Source organism: Paludibaculum fermentans, from assembly GCF_051172195.1.
GTDB lineage: Bacteria > Acidobacteriota > Terriglobia > Bryobacterales > Bryobacteraceae > Paludibaculum > Paludibaculum fermentans_A.
In genome coordinates this window covers 561,214-582,765 of the sequence record NZ_JBPJAQ010000003.1, presented here as the reverse complement: position 1 = coordinate 582,765, position 21,552 = coordinate 561,214, and the positions used below count along the sequence as shown (strand labels likewise).

Below are 21,552 nucleotides of genomic sequence, written 5' to 3'. Positions count from 1 at the left end.
TCCCCGGGGTGGGTCAGCTAGTAGACCAGCTTCAGGCCAAACTGAATCTGGCGCGGGATGTTGGATTGTGACGTCACCTTTCCATAGTTGGAACTGGTGACGCTGACGTTGGGTGAGGCGAACTGTGTGCGGTTGAACACGTTGAAGAATTCAGACCGGAACTGCAGCCGGAAGCGTTCGGCCAGTTGGAAGGACTTGTTGACCGAGATGTCGTAGTTGGCAATGCCCTGGTTGCGGAATTCGCTGATGTACTGAGTGAGCGTGCGCTGCCCGAAGGGTTGCGCGATGCCTTGCTGGACGGCAAAGGCTCCGGTGTTGAACCACTTGTCGACATTGCGTCCGGAGGTCAGTACGGACTGGCCTGTAGCGACCGTGTTGCTGCTGGTCTTGATGGGCGCGCCCGACTGGAAGGCTCCGACGCCGCTCAACTGCCAGCCGCCGATGACGTGATCGAGGATGGTGGAGTTGACGGCGAAACGTTTGCCTTTGCCGACGGGCAGGTTGTAGATGCCGTTGATGACGAGGCGCTGGGTGCGGTCGATGTCGGCCACCATGTTCTCGAAGGCATCGGAGAAGCCGGGGTTCATGTAGTTGGAGTGCGCCATGAGCTTCGACCAGGTGTAGGAGCTCAGGATGCTGAAGTCGTTGGCGAAGCGGCGCTCCAGCGAGAACTGGGCGCTGTGGTAAGTGTTGTGACCCACTCCGGCCACGGCCATGGAAGTGGTAACGGGGTAGTTGGGATTCTTGGCCAGCAACTGGTACAGGGGGAAGGTCTTGGAGCCGAGTGTTCCGGCCGAGGCGGGGATCAGCCCGAAGAAGGGATTGGCCACGGCGGACAGCAGCCCGTTCCCCAGCGAGAGGTACGAGGCGGGCAGCGCGTTGGGCGCCCAGCTGGGATTGAAGCGGCGTGTCGTGGAGCCGACATAGGCGGCGTCGAGCAGCCAGCGTCCGGGCAGTTCAAACTGCAGGCCGGTGGAGTAGTTCAGGACCGCGGGCGTCTTGACCTTCGGGTTGCGGAAGGTGATGCCGGTGCCCAGCAGGCACTCGGGGTTGCGGGTGGCGCAAGGCACCAGGTTGAGGCCCGACGGGAACGGATTGGCCAGCGTGCTGGCGGGCGTCAGGCTATCAATGGTGGTGACCATGGGCGTGCTGGTGTTGAAGCCGCCGAGATCGACGCCGGTCAGGCGCGGATTGAAGAAGGTTCCGAAGCCGGAGCGCAGCACGACGCGCTGGTTGAGTTTGTAGGCGAGGCCGATGCGCGGGCCCCAGCTGTCGTACTCGGGATCGAGGTAGCTGCGGCTCTGGCCGTTGACGCCGGCAAAGAGCGGAGCGCCCTTGACGTCGATGTTGGCGAGGCCGGGGTAGGGGCTCTTGAGGTAAGCGGCCTGGGCGGCTGAGGCGACAGTGGGCACGTAGCCGAAGTCGTACGAGCGGATGACGCGGTCGAAGCGATCGGTCGTCGGACCCTGGAATTCCCAACGCAGGCCGAGGTTCAGGGTGAGGCGGTTGCTCAGTTTGTAGTCGTCCTGGAAATACCACTCATAGTAAGTGGTCTGGGTGGCCTGGTAGCCGCCGACGCCCACGGTGCCGCTGGCCGGCAGGCCCAGCAGGAAGGATGCGGCGCCCCAACCGGAGGCGGCGTTGGCGGTGAAGGGATCGGCCTGGGTCCAGTTGCGGCCGAAGGAGTAGCTGCCAGAGCTGCCGGAACTGGCTCCGCGGTCGTCGTACTCGCGCAGGACAAGAGCATACATGCCGAATTTCATGGTGTGCTTGGACTTCACTTTGGTGAAGCCGATATAGCCGTTCCAGCCGTCGGAGGCGTTGTAGGACGGGCCGCCCGAGCCGAGCCCGGTGGCGTCACCGATGCTGAACTGCGGGAAGACCTGGAAGGGTAGTTGCGTGACCAGGGATTGGGGGAAGCCCAGGGAGGCGACGTTGAAGCCCTGGCTGCCGGCAAAGGTGCCTTCGTACTTTCGGGAGTAGCCGAGACGGGCATTCAGGATGAAGTCCGACTGAAGGTTGCGCACATAGTCGATGGAGGCGATGCGCGTCTTCTGGAAGGAGGTGCTGGCTGTGGTGAGGTTATTGAAGAGGCTCAGGTTGTCGGCGCCGTAATTGGCGATGCCGACGTAGCCGAAGATGCGGCTCTTTTCCCCGAAGTTGTGATCGATGCGGGTGCCGTACTGGTCGTAGTTGAGGACGCCGCCCCCGGTGGAGACATAGTTCAGCGCGCCGGTGATCGGGTCGCCCGGACGGTTGGGTGTGGGAATATAGCCGAGCACGTTCCTGGCAATGCTGCTTTGCCGGTCTGTGGGGATCCTGTTGTTGGGGAATGGCGTGCGGATATAAGTGTTGGGCTTGCCCTCTACCGGCGCCACCGTGGTCGGATCGTAGATGAGGATCGGCGCGCCGGCGGCGGTCTTCAAGGACGAGAAATCGCCTGTGCGCTGGGCTTCGGTAGGCACTGTGGTGGAGGTGGTGGAGGGTGGGGTATTCTGGCGGACCGATTCCCAGTTGAAGAACCAGAAGCTCTTATTGCGGCCATCGTAGACCTTGGGGATGTAGATGGGCGCGCCGGCGGTGGCGCCGAACTGGTTCATGTGGAACTTGGCCTTGGTCGCGCCGGTGCGGTTTGCGAAGAAGCTGTTGGCGTCGAACTTCTCATTGCGCAGGAATTCGTATAGCGCGCCATGCAGTTCGTTGGTGCCTGACTTAGTGGCGACGTTGATGGTGCCACCCGCGGCGTGGCCATACTCGGCGTCGTAGGAGTTCTTCTGGACCTTAAATTCCTCTACTGCGTCGATCGAAGGCGTGAAGGAGACCTGGTTGCCGCCCTTGGCGTAGACGCCGTTGAGGGTGACCATATTCCCGCGATTCGGGGCTCCGCTGACGGAGACGTCGGAGACGCCGTTAGTATCCCAGGGGCGGGTGAGGTTCACGTTGCCGCTCTGGCCGGTGGGGATGACGCCGCTGACGAGTTGCTGGAGGGCGAGCGGATTGCGGCCATTGAGGGGCAGTTCGACGAGCGTCTTGTTGCTGATGACCTGACCCATGGAGGCGGACTCGGGTGTGAGGAGAGGACCTTCTCCAGTGACGGTTACACTGTCCTTGACCTCGCCGACCTGCAGGGAGACGTCGATGGTCATGCGGTCGTTCACCTGGAGGCTGATGCCCGGGCGGACGGACGACTTGAAGCCAGTAGCTTCGACGGTCAGCCTGTAGCTGCCCGGCAGCAGGAAGGTGATGACGTAGAGACCTTCCGGGTTGGTGGCCGCCTTGGTTTCGATATTGGTGGCGGTGTCGGTGGCTCGGACGGTGGCGCCGGGCACGGCCGCTCCGCTGGGGTCAGTGACTTTGCCTGTGATACTGGCGCGATAGCCTTGCGCAAACGCGGGGGCGGCCGCGAACAGAATCAGCAGTCCGGCCAGGGCGGCCCTCAGCCCCAGCGGCGATCGCCCACCCTGATGGAGCGTGTGATCTGTAGCACTCATTACTTACCTCCCGAAGTCGCGTCGTGGATTCCTTCAGTCGTGGCGAGACATTTAAGGTGCGACTCGCACCTAAATAGTATTAGCGAGTTTGTCTTGAGTCAATACAAAAATGTGACAGCCGGGAACAAGGGCTGATACGCTATCATTGCGGCCAGTGCGGTGGGGCGCATGGCAGCATGTCCGGCACCTCGGCCACCTCGAATGCAGGGGCGGCCGAAGGGATTAAGCCGGGCAGACAGCGTTGGCGGCACAAGATTGAACCATCAAAGGAGGCCCAGCCAATGGTCAGCCCAAACACTGCGACACCGGCCACGGTGAGGCAGGTGAACCGTGCCATCCTGCTGAATCTCATCCGGACACACCAACCGGTCTCACGGATCCAACTCTCGGCCTTGACCGGGATCTACCGCAGCAATGTGTCCTTCATCGTAGAGGAGCTGATTGAGGAAGGGTTGGTGTGCGAGAGGCGCGGCAAGCCCGAGGGCCGCGGGCGCGTACCCATGTTTCTCTCGCTGAACCCGGACGGGTTCCAGGTAGTGGGGGTCAGTATCCGGGCGGGCGAGACAATATTGGCGGTGGCTGACCTGACGGGACGCATTCTGCAGTCGACGTCTTTCCGGACACCAAAGTCGCCTTCGACCTGGCTGGAGCATTTCCGCACTTCCGTGGCGCGGCTGCAATCGGCAGCGGGGCCGGTCACTTTTCACCACCTCTGTGTCAGCGTACCGGGGATGGTGAACCATTCAAGCGGCGAGATCCTGTGGATGAATGCGCTGCCGAACTACTCCGGGTACAAGCTGCGGGCAGCGGCGGAGGCGGCGACCGGGATTGCGACCAGTGTGGCCAACGATTGCCACCTGGCCACGACCTGCGAACGTTGGCTGGACAAAACGGCAAGCGCCCTGAAGAACTTCGTCTTCCTGGAGGTCGGCGATGTGGGTGTGGGTGCGGGGATGATCGTGAACGGCGAGCTCTGCACGGGCCACAATTCCACGTTCGCGGCAGAATTCGGCCATATGGTGGTGGACCCGTCAGGGCCCAGGTGCAACTGCGGGCGGAAGGGCTGCTGGGAGTTGTTCATCTGCGACCGCGCGACCTGGGAGTACTATGATTCAACCCACGAGTTTTCGGACAGCCGCTTTGCGGAGCTGATTCAGTCGGCGAAGGCCGGTGACAGGAAGGCGCTACGCGCATTTCAGAAGACGTCCGCGCACTTATCGGTGGGCATCTCCAACATCGTCATGGTGCTGAACCCGGAGGTCGTCGTTCTGGCCGGACGCCTGACGGAAGTCTGGGACCTAATCTACCCGCCCATGGCGAACGCAGTGGGGACTCTTCCGGGGAAACCGCAGATTCGTCCGGCACAGATGTCGGCGGAGGAGTTGTTCCTGCATGGCGCGATACAGCATGCCTTGAGCGGACTGTTTGCAGCACCGCAGTTGGGATGAAGGGGCAAAGCCTGAGGGTGGGTGGGCTGCTGAAGGATTGCAGTGCAACGGATCGACTAGTAAAAGACCGGGTGGAACTCGACCGAGCTGCCTGGCAGCCGCTCGCGGCAGCTTCGACAGCTCGATACCAGAATTCCACCCGGACGATGAATCAGGCCGGATCTACACTTCGTACGGCTTGCGATAGGCCGGCCGCGTGACCATTTTGGTCGCTTCCGAATCGCCCGTGAACTTCGGAATTGGACCAGGTTCGATCTTCAGCCCGCGGCCAACGCGGAAGCTGATGTTCGCCAGATGGCACAGGTTAGCGCTGGGCACGGCGTTGGCGATGGGGTCATGAAGGTCCTTCTCCTGGCGTGATTTCACGCAGGCCAGGAAATTCTGCATGTGAAGCCCTGTGGAATCGCCGCCACGGCCGCGCTCGGGCCGTTCTTCCATGATCAGCTCACTCGAATCGCCCTTATAGGCCTGGAACCCCTGGTCGCTCATTGCGGCCCAACCATCGCTGCCATAGAAGAGATTGCCGACTCCGACGTTGAGCGGATTGTTGGCGGGTCCGACCTGAGTGGGCGCAGGGGCGGCGGGAGGCGCCCCGGCGGGAGGAGGACCGCCCTCGGGCCGCGGTCCACGGCCTCCGGGCATGGGTCCGGCTGTTACCACGCGAGACTGCCGGACGCCTTCTCCGTTGGTCATTTTGCCGCGTACCTCAACGACGAGTTGTTCGTTTCCGTAGCTGAAGCCGGCCGTCAAGGTGTTGGGGGTTTCGGTGTCGTCGTCGATGCCGAACTTGCCGCCGAACGCCATGGCGGTTTTGGGCCACACAGGATCGGCCAGTGCCCATCGGGCGATGCCTGTCTCGTGGACCCCCTGATTGCCGATATCGCCGTTGCCGGTATCCCAGAACCAATGCCAGAAGTACGCGAAGCGCTTTTGATTGAAGGGCCGCATCGGGGCGGGACCAAGGAACAGATCCCAGTTCACACCGGGCGGCGTGGGCGCATCCGGCGTATGGCCGATGGAGGGACGCAGTTTATAGCAGAGCGCCTTGCTCATGTAGAGCTTGCCGATGAGGCCCTGCTGAAGGGCGGCGATCGCCTTGATCTTGAAGGGCAGGCTGCGATGTTGTGAACCCACCTGCATGATGCGTTTGGTTTCGCGCTGCACCTGGATCATCCGCATGCCTTCGTGGATGTTGTAGCAGGCCGGCTTTTCTCCGTAGACGTCCTTGCCGGCTTTCATCGCCCAGATGGCGGAAAGCGCGTGCCAATGGTTGGGAGTTGCGATGGAGACCGCCTCGACCTTGGGGTCGGCGAACATCTGCCGCATATCCTCGAACTCGGCGGCTTTCTCCAGGCTCTTTCTAGCCAGCGTGGCCTGGCCCTTTTCGCGGGCGGCCTGGTTGACGTCGCAGATGGCGACGACCTGAGCTTCTGCCAATCCGGTATAGGTATTGAGGTGGCTGCTACCGCGGCCGCCCAGGCCCACGATGCCGACGTTGACCTTATCATTGGCGCCCCAGACGCGCACCGCCGACGCAGCACTAAGGGCGCCGAGGAAGAACCTGCGAGTTTTTGGATCTGACACCGTGAGTCTCCTTTGCGCGCTCATTGTATCAAGCAGGGGACCGGACTTCCGGGTGGCGGTCCGGTAGAGATGCCGTGGAGAAAAGTGAAGCGGGTGGACAGCCAGGGAACGGTTCGGGAAGAAGCGTGGGGGCGGAGGTGAGCCCAGGGAGAAAGGAGTCGGCAGCCAGGCTCAACCGCCTCGCCAGAGCCGGAAAGGCTGACCCCAGGATGATCGAAGTTTGGCCGTATTCCGCGCGAGCGCGGAATCGTTTAGTGGCTCCACATTTCGGCCCGGGAAAGCCAACCCCCAAGTGGGGGTGAATGGCCTGCCAACTCTGAACAATGACATCTCGCGAGGGGCAGTGCGGCGGCTGGACAAATCGAAGATGCCGATCAATGTCAGGCCACAGCCCTCAATTTAGTATGTTTCTACAATCCACTTGGCAACAATCCCGCAAATCTCGAGTACACTCGATCTATTCATCGGTCATGTCTACGCAAGTTGAGATCACGGGTCTGTTGAACCGCCTCTCAGAGGGAGACCGGTCGGCCGAGGCTGAACTGGTCCCCCACATATATATGGAACTCCACCGCCTGGCTGCGCGGTATCTGAAAAACGAGCGGGCCGGGCATACGCTGCAGCCGACCGCGCTGGTAAATGAAGCTTTTATCCGTCTGACAACACCACCTGCCAGTGGATGGGCCGGGCGCACCCACTTTTTTGCGACATCATCGCACGTAATGCGCAAAGTGCTGACGGATTATGCGCGGCAGAGGAAGGCCGCCAAGCGAGGCGGCGCCAACAAGCGGGTGGAGTTGAGCGACGAAATGATGGTCACCGGCGGGGGACTGGAGATGGTGCTGGCCCTGGACGAGGCGCTGGACAGGCTCCGCATCTTCGCGCCGCGCCAGGCGCAGGTGGTCGAGATGCGTTTCTTTGCGGGACTCTCAGTGGAAGAGATTGGCGACTACATGGGCATCGCGTCGCGAACTGTCAAGCGTGACTGGAATGTTGCGAAGGCCTGGCTGACCGGAGAGTTGTCGCGGCGCGCGGATTCCGCATAGGAGTCCGGCGAAACAATTGACCCCTTCGACCAGTAGTCTACGCTTCTACCATTTGAGGCACTGAACGAATGACTCCGGAGAGATGGCAAAGAGTGTATGCGCTCTACGAGCAGGCACTCGAATTGCCTCCGGAGACCCGTGAACGGTGGTTCGAGAGCTGCAGCGGCACCGAGCCAGAGGCGATCAGGGAAGTGATCCGGTTGCTGGAACTGGGCGAACAGGCAGAGCCGCTGCTGGAGACATCGGCCGCGTCGATGCTGGGCCTGAGGCCGCAAGCGCGGCCTGTTTTCGCGCCAGGGGACCTGGTGGCGAACCGGTACCGGGTGGACAGGCTGATTGGCCGAGGGGGCATGGGCGAGGTGTTCTCTGCGTTTGATGGGGAGATGAATATCGAGGTGGCCATCAAGACAGTCCAGTTGAATGGCATCGACGATCCATTTGCCCAGCAACGCTTACGCCAGGAGGCTCTGCTGGCCCGGGAGGTCACCCACCGCAACGTCTGCCGGATTCACGACCTGGTGCGGCACTCGTTGGACGGAGACAGGGGGGAGGTGGTCATCCTGGCGATGGAACTGCTGAATGGCCCCACGTTGCGGGACTATCTGGCCACGGACTCCAGGATCCCCGATACGCTGGCCTTTCACATTGCGGTGCAGCTCTGCGCGGGGCTGGACGCCGCCCACAAGTGTGGAATCATCCATCGCGACCTCAAGGCGGCCAACGTAATTCTGGTCCCGGGAGCCGACGGTCCGCGGGCGGTGATTACCGATTTCGGCCTTTCCCGAAGACAGGCGGCCTTCAGCGGGATGGAGGGGGACCGAACGGTGGGCGATCTCTTCGGAACCCCGGATTATCTGGCGCCGGAGATATTCTCCGGTGCGCGGGCAGGCGTTCCGACCGACATATACGCGCTGGGCGTCATCCTTTTCGAACTGGCCACGGGGGAGAAGCCTTACGGCATCGCGGAGAATCTGGAACAGCTGACGCGCCGCGCCGACGGTCCAACTCCGTCGCCCAGGCAGCGGAACCCGGCCATCAGCAGCCGTTGGGATGAAACTACGCGAACCTGCCTGCATCGCGATCCGGCGCGCAGACCCGCGAGCGCAGCTATCGTCGAAGGGCTGTTGCGCGGCACGATCAGCCTGCGCTCCTCCGCCTTTACGCGACGCCGGGCGGCGGTGATCGCCGGCGCGGGCCTCACCGCTTCCCTGGCAGGGCTGGCATTGTGGCAATCCCGGACAATCCCCATTGTGGTCTTTCCGATTGAGAATCTGAGTGGAGACAAGGGCCTGGACTACCTGGCTGGCGGCCTGTGGATCGAGATGGTCCGCCAACTCGCTTCCATCGGCGGGTACAGGATTCTGCGGCACCCCGAGCCCCGGCGGAATGCTCCGCAACAACTGCCGGCCCAGTTCGCGCTGGCCGGCGCAGTGCAGCCGGACGGGAGCATTGTCCTGAACATGACCGACCTCTCGAAGGCGGCTGTGATCTGGACCGAGCGCCAACCGCGGACGGGCGGCGACCTGAGGAAGGTGCAGCAGCAAGTGGTGCTGGCGGCTGTACGCGGGTTGCGGCGGGTACGTCCGCTCTACTCCGCTGCTGCCGTCATTTCCGGCCAGAGCGGGGAGATACCGCCAGTCACGACCAGCCCGCAGGCGTTCCAGGATTATTTCCAGGCGATCCACATGTTGCGGTCGAGAGTTCTGGAGGACACGCTGCGGGGCATCCAGCATCTTGAGAATGCGCTGCGCCTGGATGCGCACTTCGGTTTGGCCTATGCGGCGATGGCGGAGGCGCATATCGGCCTGATCGAAGCATCGTACCATTCGACAGCGGAACTGCTGCTGGCGGGCCATGGGTACGCCGACCGGGCTGTGCGCGAGGGACCTCAGTTCCCGGAGACACACCTGGTGCTGGCATCGTTTCGACAGATGGCCTGGGACTGGGATGGAGCGCGCGCGAGCTACGAGGAGGTCTTCCGGCTGCGGCCCGATCATGGCCGCGGGCAGGCCTGGTATGCCGGCATGTTGCTGCAGTTTGGCACGACTCCGGAGGTGTTGGAGAGGTACCACCGGGCGATGGATCTCGACCCATTCGATCAGATCGTCAGAAATGGGTACAGCATTGGCCTCTTTTTCTGCGGGAATTACGCGGAAGCGATCAGGGTGCAGGAGGAAGCGATCCGGGTTCGGAATTCCCAAGTCGGCCGGCAGCAGACGGGCAATGTCCATGCCTACCAGGGTTGGCTCAGCAGCGGCCCGGAACGGACGGAGCATTTCCGGATCGCGATGGAACATGCAGCCGCAGTGGAGCAGGCGGAGCGCAAATCAGCACGAACGGTGCAGCCTGGGATGCGGAGTTCCGATCGAATGTATTCCCTGTATTATGCCCTGGCTGGAGATGCCACCGCGGCCGCGCCTTACATTGCGAGGCTGGAGGCAAACATGGGGGACGGACGGGTTTCTCCGGCCACCATTGCACGCGCATATGCGGCGCTTGGACAACACGACAGAGCGATGGACTTAATCGAATTAGCTGTTTCCCGTAGGGACCGGGTGCTGATGTATATTCGAACGAATCCGTTTTTTCGAGTACTCAGCGCAAATGCCCGATATCAGGCCGTGCTTCGGACGATGCAAGTGTAAGAGACCTCGGTTGGAAAGGATGGCATTTCAATGGCCAAAAAGAAAAAGCCTGCCCCCAAGGCGCCAAGACAGAAACTGTCGACTGTCGAACTAACAGCCCCAAAGACCGGTAAGAAGAAAGCAGATCCGGGTCACGAGAAGAAGGCGAACAGGGATCCGCACCCCAAAAAGTCGGCGCGGCCCAATCCGGAGGATGTTGGACATGAGAAGTCCAAGCGCCCGGTCAAGGAAGATGTCGGGCATGAGAGGGAGCGGCGCGTTGTCACCGAAGATGTCGGGCACGAGCGGTCGCGGCGCCTTGTCACCGAAGATGTCGGGCATGAGCGGGCTCGGCGCCTTGTCACCGAGGATGTCGGGCATGAGCGGGCTCGGCGCCTTGTCACCGAAGATGTCGGGCACGAGCGGTCGCGGCGTCTCGTCACCGAAGATGTCGGGCATGAGCGGGCTCGGCGTGGCGTGAAAGAGGACGTCGGGCACGAGAAGCGCCCTCCTCGAAAGAAACCCTGATCCGATGTCCAGACAGTCCCTGTCGATGGCGCTCGGTCACAGAGCGGCCGGGCGCCACACCCGTGCGGAAGCGATGCTGGCCGCTTCAGCTGACCAACTGGAGCCCGAACGGAGCCGGCTGCAAGCGCTGTGCGCCGCGGAATTGGGCAGGACGTCCGAGTCCGAGCGAATCCTCGCCAACCTCACACGGCGATTCCCTGCCTCGCCTATCATTCAATCGGACCTGGGCGTCCTGCTGTTCCGCGCCGGCAGGTGGCGGGCCGCCTGCGCGCGATTTCGGCGGGCGTTGTCCCTGGATCCCGAGGATCACGAAAGCGCACTGGGACTAGCAGCGGCGTTACGCCAGAGCGGACGAGCGAAGGACTCGGTCGCGGAGTATCGGCGGCTGATCGAGACGGGTCACCGCCTGGCGGTTGCGCTGGAAGGGCTGTACCTGGCGGCAGGGGAAGCAGGCGACCTGGAGTCTATCCTGCCGGACATCCAGCGGGTGCTGCGCAGGAATCCAAGGTGCCCCACCGCCCATTCGATCCTGGCCGAGATCCTGTTTGACCAAAGCGAGGGGGCTCGCGCGTGCGACCACCTGAAACGGGAGGCACGGTTGAGCCTCGCGCAGATCGACTCTATGCGGATCTACTACTCCCTGGGCTCGCCCAGCCAGACTCCGGCGGCGGAGTGCAGGAGGATCGGCGGTTGGATCCGGAAATACACACCAGCGCCCAAGGCCTCGATGGCGCCAGCACGGCCGGTCCGCTCCAGGGGCAAGCTGCGTGTCGGCTACCTCACGGGGGAGTTTACGAGAGTCCCCGCTTATTACTTCGTCTTCCCTCTGGTGAAGTACCACAACCCGGAAGCCGTGAACATTTACGGCTACCATTCGCGAGCGCGCGAAGACGACCGAACCGACGAGTTCCGGGCGTTGACCACGCGCTTCCACAGCGTGTCGAACTGGAGTGACGATCGGATCGCGGACCAGGTCAGGCGGGATGGGATCGATGTACTGGTCGACCTTTCCGGCCACTTTGACGACCAGCGGCTGGCGGTCTTCCGGCAGAGACCGGCGCCCGTATCCTTCAGCTATCCAAACCATCCCAGCACGACCGGCGTCCAGGAGATCGACTACATATTCACTGACCGGTGGATCGATCCGGCCGGCAGCCCGCGTAAGTACGTTGAGCGGCCGTGGCACCTCGCGGGCGGATATCTGCCCTTCATGGGCATTCCCTTTGCTCCGGCCGTCGCGCCGCCTCCAGCCGTGCGGAATGGATTCATCACGTTCGGGGTCCTGCAGAAGGCGCTGAAATTGAACAACGTCGTGTTCGACTGCCTGGCTGGGGCGCTTTTGGAGACTCCACGGTCCCGGCTGATTCTGCGCTACAACAGCGAGGACCTGGAGAACCGGAACTCCGCTGCGTCGCAGCGCTTGCTGGGCGAATTCCGCAAGCGTGGCGTCTCACCCGATCGCATTCAATTGGGCGGGAATCTGCGACGCGCGAAGTATCTCGCAATCCGGCGCGAGTTCGACATTGCCTTGGACACATTCCCCTACAACGGCCAGACAACAACGTGCGACAGCCTTTGGATGGGCGTGCCCACGGTGACGATGGCAGGAGACACGCACGTCTCGCGGGTCGGCTATTCCCTGATGGCCCGATTAGGCTTGGAGGATTGGACTGCGTCGAGTGTCAAAGAATACGCAGCAGTGGCAGCGCGGCAGGCAGGGCGGATCTCAGATCTCGTCGAATTGCGTAGAAATCTTCGAGGACTCGTGAGAAAGCATCTCAGCCCGAGGACCGTTGGAAAAGAAGTAGAGCACGCGTATCTGGCGGCCGCGGGCAGGAGCTAAGGCTTCAGGGAATGGAGCAGTTCCAGCGCAGGCTCGTAGGCTATGTGACGCGACTTCACGATCAAACTGTAGACATACGAGTTCTTCGTGATCGCGTCATAAAGGTGTTGGAGCGTTTGCGGAGACTCAAACACTTCTTTCCCGAGCTTCATCGTGGTGATCCAGGAGGCCAGGTTGTCACCGGGATAGTGAACCCCAGCGTAGACGCGGCGGTCACCGATGTCCACGGCATATTGCTGGAGAGCAATCCAGGAGCCCTGGCTGAGGCGGACCTTGTTCTTGATCCAGGTGTCGATGACCGTACCCACGGCAATGGTACCGGCCAGGGAATGCCCGCTGACCATGGACGGAGAGTCAGCCGTATCGGCATGCAGGTATTTGTAGTTATGAATGCCGGAGAGGGTTGCCATCTGGTACGCGCGAGGCCGCTGGAAATTGCGTTTGAGTTGTTTCGCGGTGGAAGCACTTTTGTTATTCAGGCCTTCCACGATGAGTAGTGGAATCTGCGCGAACAGATCAGGCGGCAATGAGGCGTCATACTCAGCGTGCAATCTTCCGAGGGACGACTGATCCTCGCGTTCGAAATGCACGCGATGCTTGGAGACGACGGGGCCACTGACAGGAGAGGAGATCAGCTCATCAATGATTTGCACGGGCCGGTTCTGCAGTTCGAGCAGGATGAGCAGGTCGGCTTCGGTCAGCTGAAGACGCTGCTGTACGGTTCCGGGTGGCCAATCCAGATCCTGAAAGCTAAACGGAGGCCAGAGGACGGCGCCGATTTCCTGGAGTGTCTTGGAAATGAATGTGTTCCAAGTGTTGCGCAGCGCCCCAGCGCCGAGATTCTGGTTGATCTTCCAATGTGGCGGTACGCCCAGATTCTCTTGAGTCGCCGCGACATCCTCTACCGTCTGCTGTCCCCAGGGTGGAAAAAAGGGCGGCGCCTGCATGGTCTCTCAATCCTACAATGACTCCCGAAGAAATGTGCCTCGAATTAATGCGGTTTGAGCAAGAGAATCCGGCCGCACCGGTGGACAACTTTGGGGGATCTGACAGGCTTGAGATACCGTCCTGAAATGAGGAGGGGCCGCAGCTGGCGGAATTTCCACCGGCCGCGGCCCTTTCGGTTTGAGAATCAATTTAGCGCAGGCTATTGAGGAGCTTCACTGCGTTGCTGAGCGTCTGCCAGCGCTGCTCTTCTCCGTGGACTCCGGACTCCACGCAGACGGGCCCGTTGTAGCCCTTTTCGCGCAGAGCCGCCATGAATTTGGGGATATTGACGGAGCCTTCACCCAGGATCCGTTCCGTACCGAGGGAGCCGGGCTGGGCTGGATCGGGCCAGTCGCCATCCTTGCCGTGGACACTGATCACCTGGCTGGCCAGGAGCTCAAAGGCGGCCACGGGTTCGCCGGAACCGTAGAGGATCATGTTGGCGGGATCGAAGTTGATTTTGACGTTGCTGCGGTCTACGTCGCCGAAGAAAGCGAGGAGCTGATCGGCCGGCTCCTGGCCGGTTTCCAGGCAATAGGTCATGCCGAAGGTGGCGGCGTAGTCGGCGATGCGGCGGACGAGATCGCGGACAGCGATGTACTCGGGATGGGTGGGGTCGTGCGGGATGAAGCCTACATGGCAGCCGAAGCTCTTCACACCGAGCGCGGCGGCGAAATCGATGACCTCGCGGGTGCGCAATTCGCGGGCAGCACGAGTATCGGCGGGCATGAAGCCGACGGTGCGGACGACGGTGGGGATGTCGGCGTAGCTTTCGCCTTCATAGGCGGCGAAGACGGTAAAGACATGGAAGTCTTCAGCGGCGATGGCGGCTTTCCAGGCGTCGGTGGTCTGCGGTGTGAGCTGCACGGTGCCATCGATAGCCAACTGGCCCGAGACGACGCCGCAGGACTTCACCGTGCGCAGGGTGGCCAGCGCGTCGGGCTCGGCCCAGAAGAAGATACCGACTTCGCGGTCTTTCAGAGTGAGAATGGACATGGCAAGATTTCTCCTTGACGGGCCCGTGCTTCTTCAAGAAGGCGGGTCAATTTCACGGCTGCGGCCGAGGACTGCGGAGTGCAGCGTTCGGGCTTCGAGCCGGTCTGGATGCAGTGGACGAAGTATTCGATTTCGGCCTGGTACCCGTCGACGTCAGAGAGCGGCAGGGCGCGTTCCTCGCCGCGGCCGTACCAGTGGGGCGGCCGGCCAGCGGAGCTGTACTCGATGGCGGCGTCCTGGCCGACGACGGTGTACTCCATGGAGAACGGGTAGTTGGACGGCAGGTGCCAGCCGCCGGTGATGGTGACGGCGAAGCCCGAGGGGTAGTGGAGCTGCGCGGTCAGCATGTCGACGCCGGCGGGGAGATCTTCATAGCCGGTGGCCGAAACAGCGGTTGGCATGCCGAAGCAGACGAGGGCCATGTCGACGTCGTGGATGAGGAGGTCGAAGACGCCGCCGCCGGAGGTGGATTTATTGGTGAGCCAGGCGCTCCAACCGGGTGCGGCGCAGCGGCGGCGGAATAGAGCGTGGCGGGGCTCGCCGAGTTTGCCGGCCTGGGCGGCTTCGATGAGCGGGGTATAAGCGGGGAAGAAGCGCAGGACCTGGGCGCTCATGAGCAGGCGTCCGGCCTTTTCGGCCTCGGCCATCATCTCGTCGCATTGCGCGGCATCGAGCGCCATGGGCTTCTCGACGAGGACGTGTTTGCCGGCGCGCAGGGCGGCGATGGCGATGGGCGCGTGCATGGCCGTGGGCAGGCAGAGGTCCACGGCGTCTACGTCCGCCTCGCGCACACATTCGAGGGCGTCGGCGAATTTCTGGGCCGATTGAAAGTCGACCGCCTCGCCGGCGACGTCGAGGTTGCCCTGGATGGAGGAGAGGTCTCCGGCCAGGACCTTGGGATCATTACAACTTACGGCGCCGACGTCGACGCCGGGGATACGTTTGTAGGCTTTCAGATGGGTGAGCCCCATGAAGCCAAGTCCGACCACTGCGATGCGCATAGACTTTGCCATCGTAGCAAGGTGATCGAGTTGGCGTGTCTGACCGGCCAACGAGAAGATTCCGTATTCGTTGGAGAGTACCGGCGGGCCCTGGCCGGAGTTATCAGGCCTCGCCCTCAAGATGCTGAAATCTTAATGTTAAGCGCACCCGGATTCGTCGCTCCTGCGAGTCTTTGGAGTGACAAGGGCGTTGCCCCGGAATCTTCGGCACAGCAACGGTCCAAGAATAAGGAAATTGAAATCAGTGCTGACTCGTATGAGGTTCGTCCTCCTTCTCATCGCGGCGGCCTCCGTTGCCGAGGCCCAGTTCTCCATCCTGGCCACGGATGCGAGTGCGAGCCACGTTCGATTTACCGGCGGGACGTTGCGCAACGATCCTTCAGGGCCGCAGGCGGGCCTGTACGAATGGAGCGCGGGCGTCGCGGGACTCGTGCCGGCAGCCACTGGGCCGGCGGGCTATGGCGGCTTTCTCAGACCAGCGCTGAGCGACGGTGGCGAGGTAATGGCCTGGACCCTGGAGAATCCGAACTGGTGGCTTAGCAACCCGATCGGCGGTCCCGGCTATGCCTGGACCGCCCACTATTACGGGATGGTGGAGAACAGGAATGGGCAACGGTGGGGACGAGCCGGCAAGGTGGAATTGAGCCGAAATGGGCGTTGGGCGTGGTTTGCAGCGGAAGCGAAGAACATCCCCGGAGCCGCGGAGGGCCTCGTACCGGCGGCGGCGGTCGACTTGTGGACTGGCCAGGAGTTCCCCGCTTCGGGCATCCTGCCTTTCAGCGTGGCCGACGATGGTACGGCGATTGTCACTACAGGGTCTGGCTCCATCGCGTTGCTGAAGCCCGGCGGGTCTCCCGAATATCTGCCACTTTCAATTGCCTATTCAAACCAGATCTCGATGGACCGCTACGCCCGGCTCGCGACCAGTTTCAGCACTGATTTGACTCACAAACTGCCGGTCCTCACACTGTTGGACGTGGCAACGAAAACCCGGCAGGTGCTCGCGGAGTCCTGTGATACCTGTGGAGAGCCATCCATCAGCGGAGAAGGAACGAGAGTCCTGATCACCGCCAAGTCGATCAACGGTATCGAAAACCCGGGTGGACGGGTCGGCGCGTGGATCTACGATATCGAGACCGCCACCTGGAGGCGCATATCAGACCCCGAAGAGGAGGTTCTCGCCGCCGCACTCTCCGCTGACGGCTCGAAGGCAGTTTTGGCATCCGACCGCGCCCGCATTCTCAGCATCGATCTTTCGACGCAAGACTCCATCGAACTGGTGCCGGACACGCCGTTCATGCAGGGTGTGGACGGATCCCTGGTGCCTGGCTCGAAGGTCACCATTACAGGCTACGGCCTGAAGGACGCCGCGCTGACCGTTTCGGGGCGGCCCGTCGCTCCTCTCGTCAACGAGAACAAGCGGGTGGAATTCGTCGTTCCAGAGGATGCACCCGAAGGGCCCGGGGAATTGGTAGCAGACCAACCGGAATCGCCGTTCGCAGCTGTGACGTTCCGGATGGAGGTGAAGAGGAATGACCCGACGTTCATCGTGCTGCGCAACCTGGGGTTCACCCTGTGGTATCAAGCCCTCAAACCGTTCGTGGAGAATGGAACCCGCGGCGGGCTCGTGGCTGAGGGGAATCCAGCCTTCGCGGGAGAAGAGCTGTGGATCTGGATGCGAGGCATCTCGGCGCCGGATGAGGTTCAGATTCAGATGGCCACAGGCTTCCAGGGGCCGTATGAACCTGTCCAGCCGTTGGTGATTGACCGGGTAATGGAGTGGCCCGGCTGGCAAAGGGTTCGAATGCGCGCGCCCGCGCTCGCGGGCACCGACCGCTTCTACCTGCATGTCGCCGGGGCCGACAATATCGACTCATTGCGCAATATTCAGGTCTACGTTGCCCCCGCGCCAACCGGCGGAGCGAACTGAATCGCCAGCCGAGCCTGTTCCCGGCCTAGATCGCGTGCACCTCAAACGAGAAGCGCTCCGGCGGGAAGGCCGAGATCGGGTCCGGTGAGAGGTTCGACCACGTCTGGTAGGCCGTAGAGGCCAGGGTCGCCTTCAAATAGAACAGGAACTGGTCGGAGAAACAGTTCAAAGGCGGCGGCTGGCGGAACGACAGGCGCGTGCCCACAGCGCTTTCCGGAGCGATGCCCTTGGTGTCGACGGCCTTGTCGCGCAGCAACATCACAAAGCTCGAGCGGCCGGCGTGCGGCCACACGTCGGGGCGCAGCAGGGGACGCAGGTCCTGCCGCATCTCAAAAGTCATTTCGCACTGGCGAATCCAGTCCAGAATCGCATCGCCCAATCGCCAGTGCTCGATGAGGCCAAGGTATTGCTCAACGAGTTGGATGGCGAGGTCCATCCTGCGGCGTTCCTGGTCGATAGGCTCCATCGGAAGCGCCGGCAGCATGTCCTCGGATTCGATGAGCGTGCTGGCCATCTCGATGGTCCGGCTCATTCGCGCGGCTTCGGCGCCCACGCGGATGAGGAGAGGCGGCAACTGGTGGAGTTTGTCGCCCGGAATCTCGACGAAGTGTCTGTCACCAAGGATCTCCATAAAGACCTCTGTAATGCGATCGGCAGACCTGGCCGCTTTCCTGATGGTTCTGTCGATTATACGGATGCTTGGGCCTCCAAACAAGTTTCATTTGCAGTGGTTTGGGGCTGCACCGGGAATTTGCGTCCATTCAGGATGACACCCAGCCAGGTGGCTCGAACGAAATAGTGATAGCTGGCGAGCAGGATCGGGATGGCCAGCGACAGGCCTATGATTGCTTTGAGTTCGGCCGGCCAGGGCAGAAACATCAGGGGGAGTTGCAGGATGACCAGCACCGGCGGGTGGACCAGGTACAGCCAATAGGCGGAGTCGGAGAGGTAGCGCTGGCGGGAAGAAGCCGCGGAGAAGTACCGCAGGAACAGCCCGATGAGGCCGAAGATCATGCACCAGGCGGAAAGCGCGGTGCCGGCGCAGGTGGCGAGAAAGGCCGGCCAGTCCCGGACGGCGCGATTGGCCATCTGACGGTCGATGGCGCCGATCGTGATGAAAGTAAACAGCACAGCGAGCGCCAGGTGGGGCCAGCCGGCGGCGCGGAGCAGTGGAAGCGAGTCGCGGTGGCAATAGAGCCCCCAGCCGAAGGCGAAGAAAACAGCATAAGCGCCCAGGATGCGGAAGTGGGGGGCAAAGCTGTGGGGGGTGTCGAGGATACCGAACTCCATGGTGAGGAGCGTGCCGAAGGTCAGCAGGCCCCAGAAAAGGGGCGCCAGGCGGCTGGCGAGGAGCGAGCGAAACCAGGGCCGGCTCAGCCAGCGGCTCAGGCGCGGGGCAAGCGGAGCGGCGGCGAGGCAGAGCCACATCAGGATTTCGAGGAACCAGAGGTGCATGGGTTCAATGGCGCGTTCCAACCGGCCCTCCCGCAGCCAGCCGAGGGTCCTGTTCCAGGCGTCGGGCTCCCGGACGAGAAAGTAGGCAAAGACACTGCAGATCTTCAGGAAGGGGTACATGACCAGCATCCCGAGGAGGAAGGGGAGGCCCAGGCGGGCAACGCGATTCTCCAGGAAACCCTGCCACCCGCGGCGGGTGATCAGCAGGGCGGCGAAGAAGCCACTCATGACGAAGAACGCGGGCAGGCGGAAACTGTGGATAAAAAGAAGGAAGGCGTCGAGCCAGCGGCTGGTAACCGGGTCCTTCAGCCACCAGACATCGGGGAACGTGGAGTAGGCGGTGGAGCTGTGCAGCGCGACCCCGAGCAGCATCATGGCGGCGCGGAGGGCGTCGAAGGCGTGAAAGCGTTCGGAGGCGTGTTTCATGCAGCCATGGTGGCGTGCCGAGCGCCGTCAACGTGAGTAGCGAGGGGTAGGATTAACGGTATACTCAAGCTGTAACCTACTGAAATGACTGAACAACGGCCGACACAGCAGGAAGTCCGCGATGCATTGGGGCGGATTGTGGAAAGCGCGGGATTTACTGGCGCGGGGCGGTTGTCCTCTTTCCTCACCTATCTGGTGGAGCGGACCCTCAGCGGCGAAACCGACCGCTTGAAGGAGTCCGTACTGGGGGTGGAAGTCTTCCAGCGGAGCACCGAGTATGACCCGCGGACCGACCCGATTGTGCGGGTGGAGGCGAGGCGGCTGCGCAGCCGGCTGGAGGAGTATTACGCCGGCGCAGGCAAGCCCGAGTCGGTACGCATCGAGTTGCCGAAGGGCGGGTATGTTCCTGCCTTCAGCAAGCTGGCCGAGGTTTCACCGGCAATCGCTGCCCCCGTGGCCCCAATCGCAGCACCGAAACCGCCCACGGTGGAGGTGGAGTCGGCCCCCATGCCGCGCGGCTGGAAACTGGTGGGGATCATAGCGGGCCTGGCCGTAGTGGGCATCTCCCTGGGGTACTGGCAGACGTCGTACATGAGGCGCGTGCGGCAGGCTCCGCTGGCGACGGTGGCCGTCCTACCCTTCGCGAATGTGGGCGGTGAGGCGGAGAACGAGTACTTCAGCCAGGGCCTGACTGAGGAGATCATGGACCGGCTGGCGCGGGTCAAGGGATTGAAGGTGATCTCGCGCACGGTGATGGCGCAGTTCAAGGGCCGCGAAGCGGGTCTGGATGAGGTGGCCATGCGCGTCAACGCTTCTATGGTCCTGGAAGGCAGTGTCCGGCGGCAGGGTGAGCGGCTGAGAGTGTCGGCACGGCTGGCCAATCCCAAGGACGGTTCGTCGGTCTGGTCGCAGACGTACGACCGGCCGATGAAGGACGTCTTCGCCGTGCAGGACGAAATCGCGCAGTCGATTGCCAATGCGTTGCGGGTGCAGGTCGGTCCAGCCCCTGCAAGCGCAAGCAAGCGCACGACTTCGAGCATTGAGGCGTACAACGCCTACCTGAAGGGCAAGTATCAGGCGAACCTGTATTCGCGGCAGGGTTTGCAGAAGAGCATCGAGTATTTTGAAGAATGCCTCAGGCTCGACCCGGACTATGCGCCCGCGCTGGCGGGATTGTCGTCCACCTACTCCCTGCTGGGGTATTACAACTCACTGCCGGCCGATGTAGCGTGGCCGAACGCGAGGCGGACGGCGGAGCGGGCCATTGCGCTGGATCCGACACTCGCTGACGCGCATTCGGCCCTGGGCCTGACACTGGCCTTCCATGAGTGGAAATGGCGCGAAGCCGAGGAAGAAGCACGGCGCGCCCTGGCGATCGATGATAATTCGGCCGTGGCGCACGGCATGTACGCGGCGGCGGTTCTGCTGCCGGAAGGGCGCATGAAGGAGTGCCGCGTCGAGTACCGCCGCGCCCTGGAGTTGGATCCGCTGGCCTCGTTCATTAACTTCTCGTATGGCTACGCCTTGCTTGTGGAGGGCCGGTACGACGATGCGGCTGCGCAGTACAAGCGTACGCTCGAATTGAAGAACATCCACCCGGACATGTACTGGGACCTCGGCATGGCCTTGGGTTTCGCGGGGCGCCGCAAGGAAGCAGAGGAAGCGATGCGGAAGTCCCTCGAGTTGCAGGGACTCAATCCGAATCGTCCCCTCACCGGGCTGCCCGCCTATTTCGCGGGGGATATCGAAGCGGCGCGGCGCAGCTTGCCGGCCATCGAGGCTGAGGTTCGGGCGGGCCAGGAAGACCGGATGGACCTGGCGCGCACGTATTCCATGCTGGGTGAGAAGCAGAAGGCACTGGCCATGCTGGCCGAGGCGATCCAGGCCCGCGAGAGCCAGGTGATCTGGATCAAAGTGGATCCACGTTTCCGGCCCTTGCATGAGGAAGCGCGTTTCAAGGAACTGCTGCGGCAGGTGGGCCTGGACGCTGCCCCCTAACCCTGGACGTCGCCCGACGTCGCCCCCTAAAAAGGAGAAGCGGCCCGGCAGAGGAGGAGGTTCGCCGGGCCGCTTATTTTAAGGAAGGCGGCATTCGGAGGGGTGTATGCCGCCTTCGTCCTCGAAGCGAGCATTGACAGCCTGGGAGCTGTCCTTGCCGCTCGTACTCGTCTCAATGCAGTAATTAGGACCTGC

14 protein-coding genes are annotated in these 21,552 nt (G+C 62.4%); 6 read left to right on the top strand and 8 right to left on the bottom strand.

The window, feature by feature from the left end; translation table 11 throughout:
- Positions 1–17 precede the first annotated feature (17 nt).
- Positions 18–3,491, bottom strand: coding sequence for a carboxypeptidase regulatory-like domain-containing protein (locus tag ACR9Y2_RS36350; RefSeq protein WP_435046810.1), 3,474 nt, complete (start codon positions 3,489–3,491; stop codon positions 18–20).
- A gap of 281 nt (positions 3,492–3,772) precedes the next feature.
- On the opposite strand from ACR9Y2_RS36350, the gene ACR9Y2_RS36345 reads away from it, so the two are divergent.
- Positions 3,773–4,939, top strand: a complete 1,167-nt coding sequence (locus tag ACR9Y2_RS36345) for an ROK family protein (protein WP_435046809.1) — start codon at positions 3,773–3,775, stop codon at positions 4,937–4,939.
- 162 nt (positions 4,940–5,101) lie between these two features.
- Here the strand turns inward: ACR9Y2_RS36345 and ACR9Y2_RS36340 are convergent, their stop codons facing one another.
- Positions 5,102–6,523 (bottom strand): Gfo/Idh/MocA family protein, encoded by a 1,422-nt coding sequence (locus ACR9Y2_RS36340; RefSeq protein ID WP_435046808.1) that lies wholly within the window; start codon positions 6,521–6,523, stop codon positions 5,102–5,104.
- 470 nt (positions 6,524–6,993) lie between these two features.
- Between ACR9Y2_RS36340 and ACR9Y2_RS36335 the strand changes: the two genes are divergently transcribed.
- Positions 6,994–7,569, top strand: a complete 576-nt coding sequence (locus tag ACR9Y2_RS36335; protein ID WP_435046807.1) for an ECF-type sigma factor — start codon at positions 6,994–6,996, stop codon at positions 7,567–7,569.
- A gap of 68 nt (positions 7,570–7,637) precedes the next feature.
- Positions 7,638–10,214 (top strand): protein kinase domain-containing protein, encoded by a 2,577-nt coding sequence (locus ACR9Y2_RS36330; RefSeq protein WP_435046806.1) that lies wholly within the window; start codon positions 7,638–7,640, stop codon positions 10,212–10,214.
- 90 nt (positions 10,215–10,304) lie between these two features.
- On the opposite strand, the gene ACR9Y2_RS36325 is transcribed toward ACR9Y2_RS36330, so the two are convergent.
- Entirely contained in the window at positions 10,305–10,691 is a 387-nt protein-coding gene (locus tag ACR9Y2_RS36325; protein ID WP_435046805.1) for a hypothetical protein, read from the bottom strand.
- Between the two features lie 34 nt (positions 10,692–10,725).
- Between ACR9Y2_RS36325 and ACR9Y2_RS36320 the strand changes: the two genes are divergently transcribed.
- Complete coding sequence (locus ACR9Y2_RS36320; RefSeq protein ID WP_435046804.1) at positions 10,726–12,564, top strand: tetratricopeptide repeat protein; 1,839 nt, start codon at positions 10,726–10,728, stop codon at positions 12,562–12,564.
- Here the strand turns inward: ACR9Y2_RS36320 and ACR9Y2_RS36315 are convergent.
- From ACR9Y2_RS36315 to ACR9Y2_RS36305, 3 genes are all read right to left on the bottom strand, one after another.
- A complete protein-coding gene (locus ACR9Y2_RS36315) occupies positions 12,561–13,511 on the bottom strand; it encodes a phosphatase PAP2 family protein (RefSeq protein WP_435046803.1) in 951 nt (316 codons plus the stop codon). The two genes, ACR9Y2_RS36320 and ACR9Y2_RS36315, sit on opposite strands and share 4 nt — an antisense overlap.
- A gap of 190 nt (positions 13,512–13,701) precedes the next feature.
- Positions 13,702–14,547, bottom strand: coding sequence for a sugar phosphate isomerase/epimerase family protein (locus ACR9Y2_RS36310; protein ID WP_435046802.1), 846 nt, complete (start codon positions 14,545–14,547; stop codon positions 13,702–13,704).
- On the bottom strand, positions 14,529–15,548 hold the full coding sequence (locus tag ACR9Y2_RS36305; RefSeq protein ID WP_435046801.1) for a Gfo/Idh/MocA family protein: 1,020 nt from the start codon (positions 15,546–15,548) through the stop codon (positions 14,529–14,531). Before ACR9Y2_RS36305 ends, ACR9Y2_RS36310 begins: the two co-directional genes overlap by 19 nt.
- Before the next feature lie 256 nt (positions 15,549–15,804).
- Between ACR9Y2_RS36305 and ACR9Y2_RS36300 the strand changes: the two genes are divergently transcribed.
- Positions 15,805–17,478, top strand: a complete 1,674-nt coding sequence (locus tag ACR9Y2_RS36300) for a hypothetical protein (RefSeq protein WP_435046800.1) — start codon at positions 15,805–15,807, stop codon at positions 17,476–17,478.
- A gap of 25 nt (positions 17,479–17,503) precedes the next feature.
- Here ACR9Y2_RS36300 and ACR9Y2_RS36295 read toward each other — a convergent pair whose 3' ends face one another.
- Together ACR9Y2_RS36295 and ACR9Y2_RS36290 are read right to left on the bottom strand one after the other, a co-directional pair.
- Positions 17,504–18,109 (bottom strand): hypothetical protein, encoded by a 606-nt coding sequence (locus ACR9Y2_RS36295; RefSeq protein WP_435046799.1) that lies wholly within the window; start codon positions 18,107–18,109, stop codon positions 17,504–17,506.
- Between the two features lie 56 nt (positions 18,110–18,165).
- On the bottom strand, positions 18,166–19,359 hold the full coding sequence (locus tag ACR9Y2_RS36290) for an acyltransferase family protein (RefSeq protein ID WP_435046798.1): 1,194 nt from the start codon (positions 19,357–19,359) through the stop codon (positions 18,166–18,168).
- A gap of 84 nt (positions 19,360–19,443) precedes the next feature.
- Here ACR9Y2_RS36290 and ACR9Y2_RS36285 point away from each other — a divergent pair, with 84 nt between their 5' ends.
- Entirely contained in the window at positions 19,444–21,357 is a 1,914-nt protein-coding gene (locus ACR9Y2_RS36285) for a tetratricopeptide repeat protein (protein ID WP_435046797.1), read from the top strand.
- Positions 21,358–21,552 lie beyond the last annotated feature (195 nt).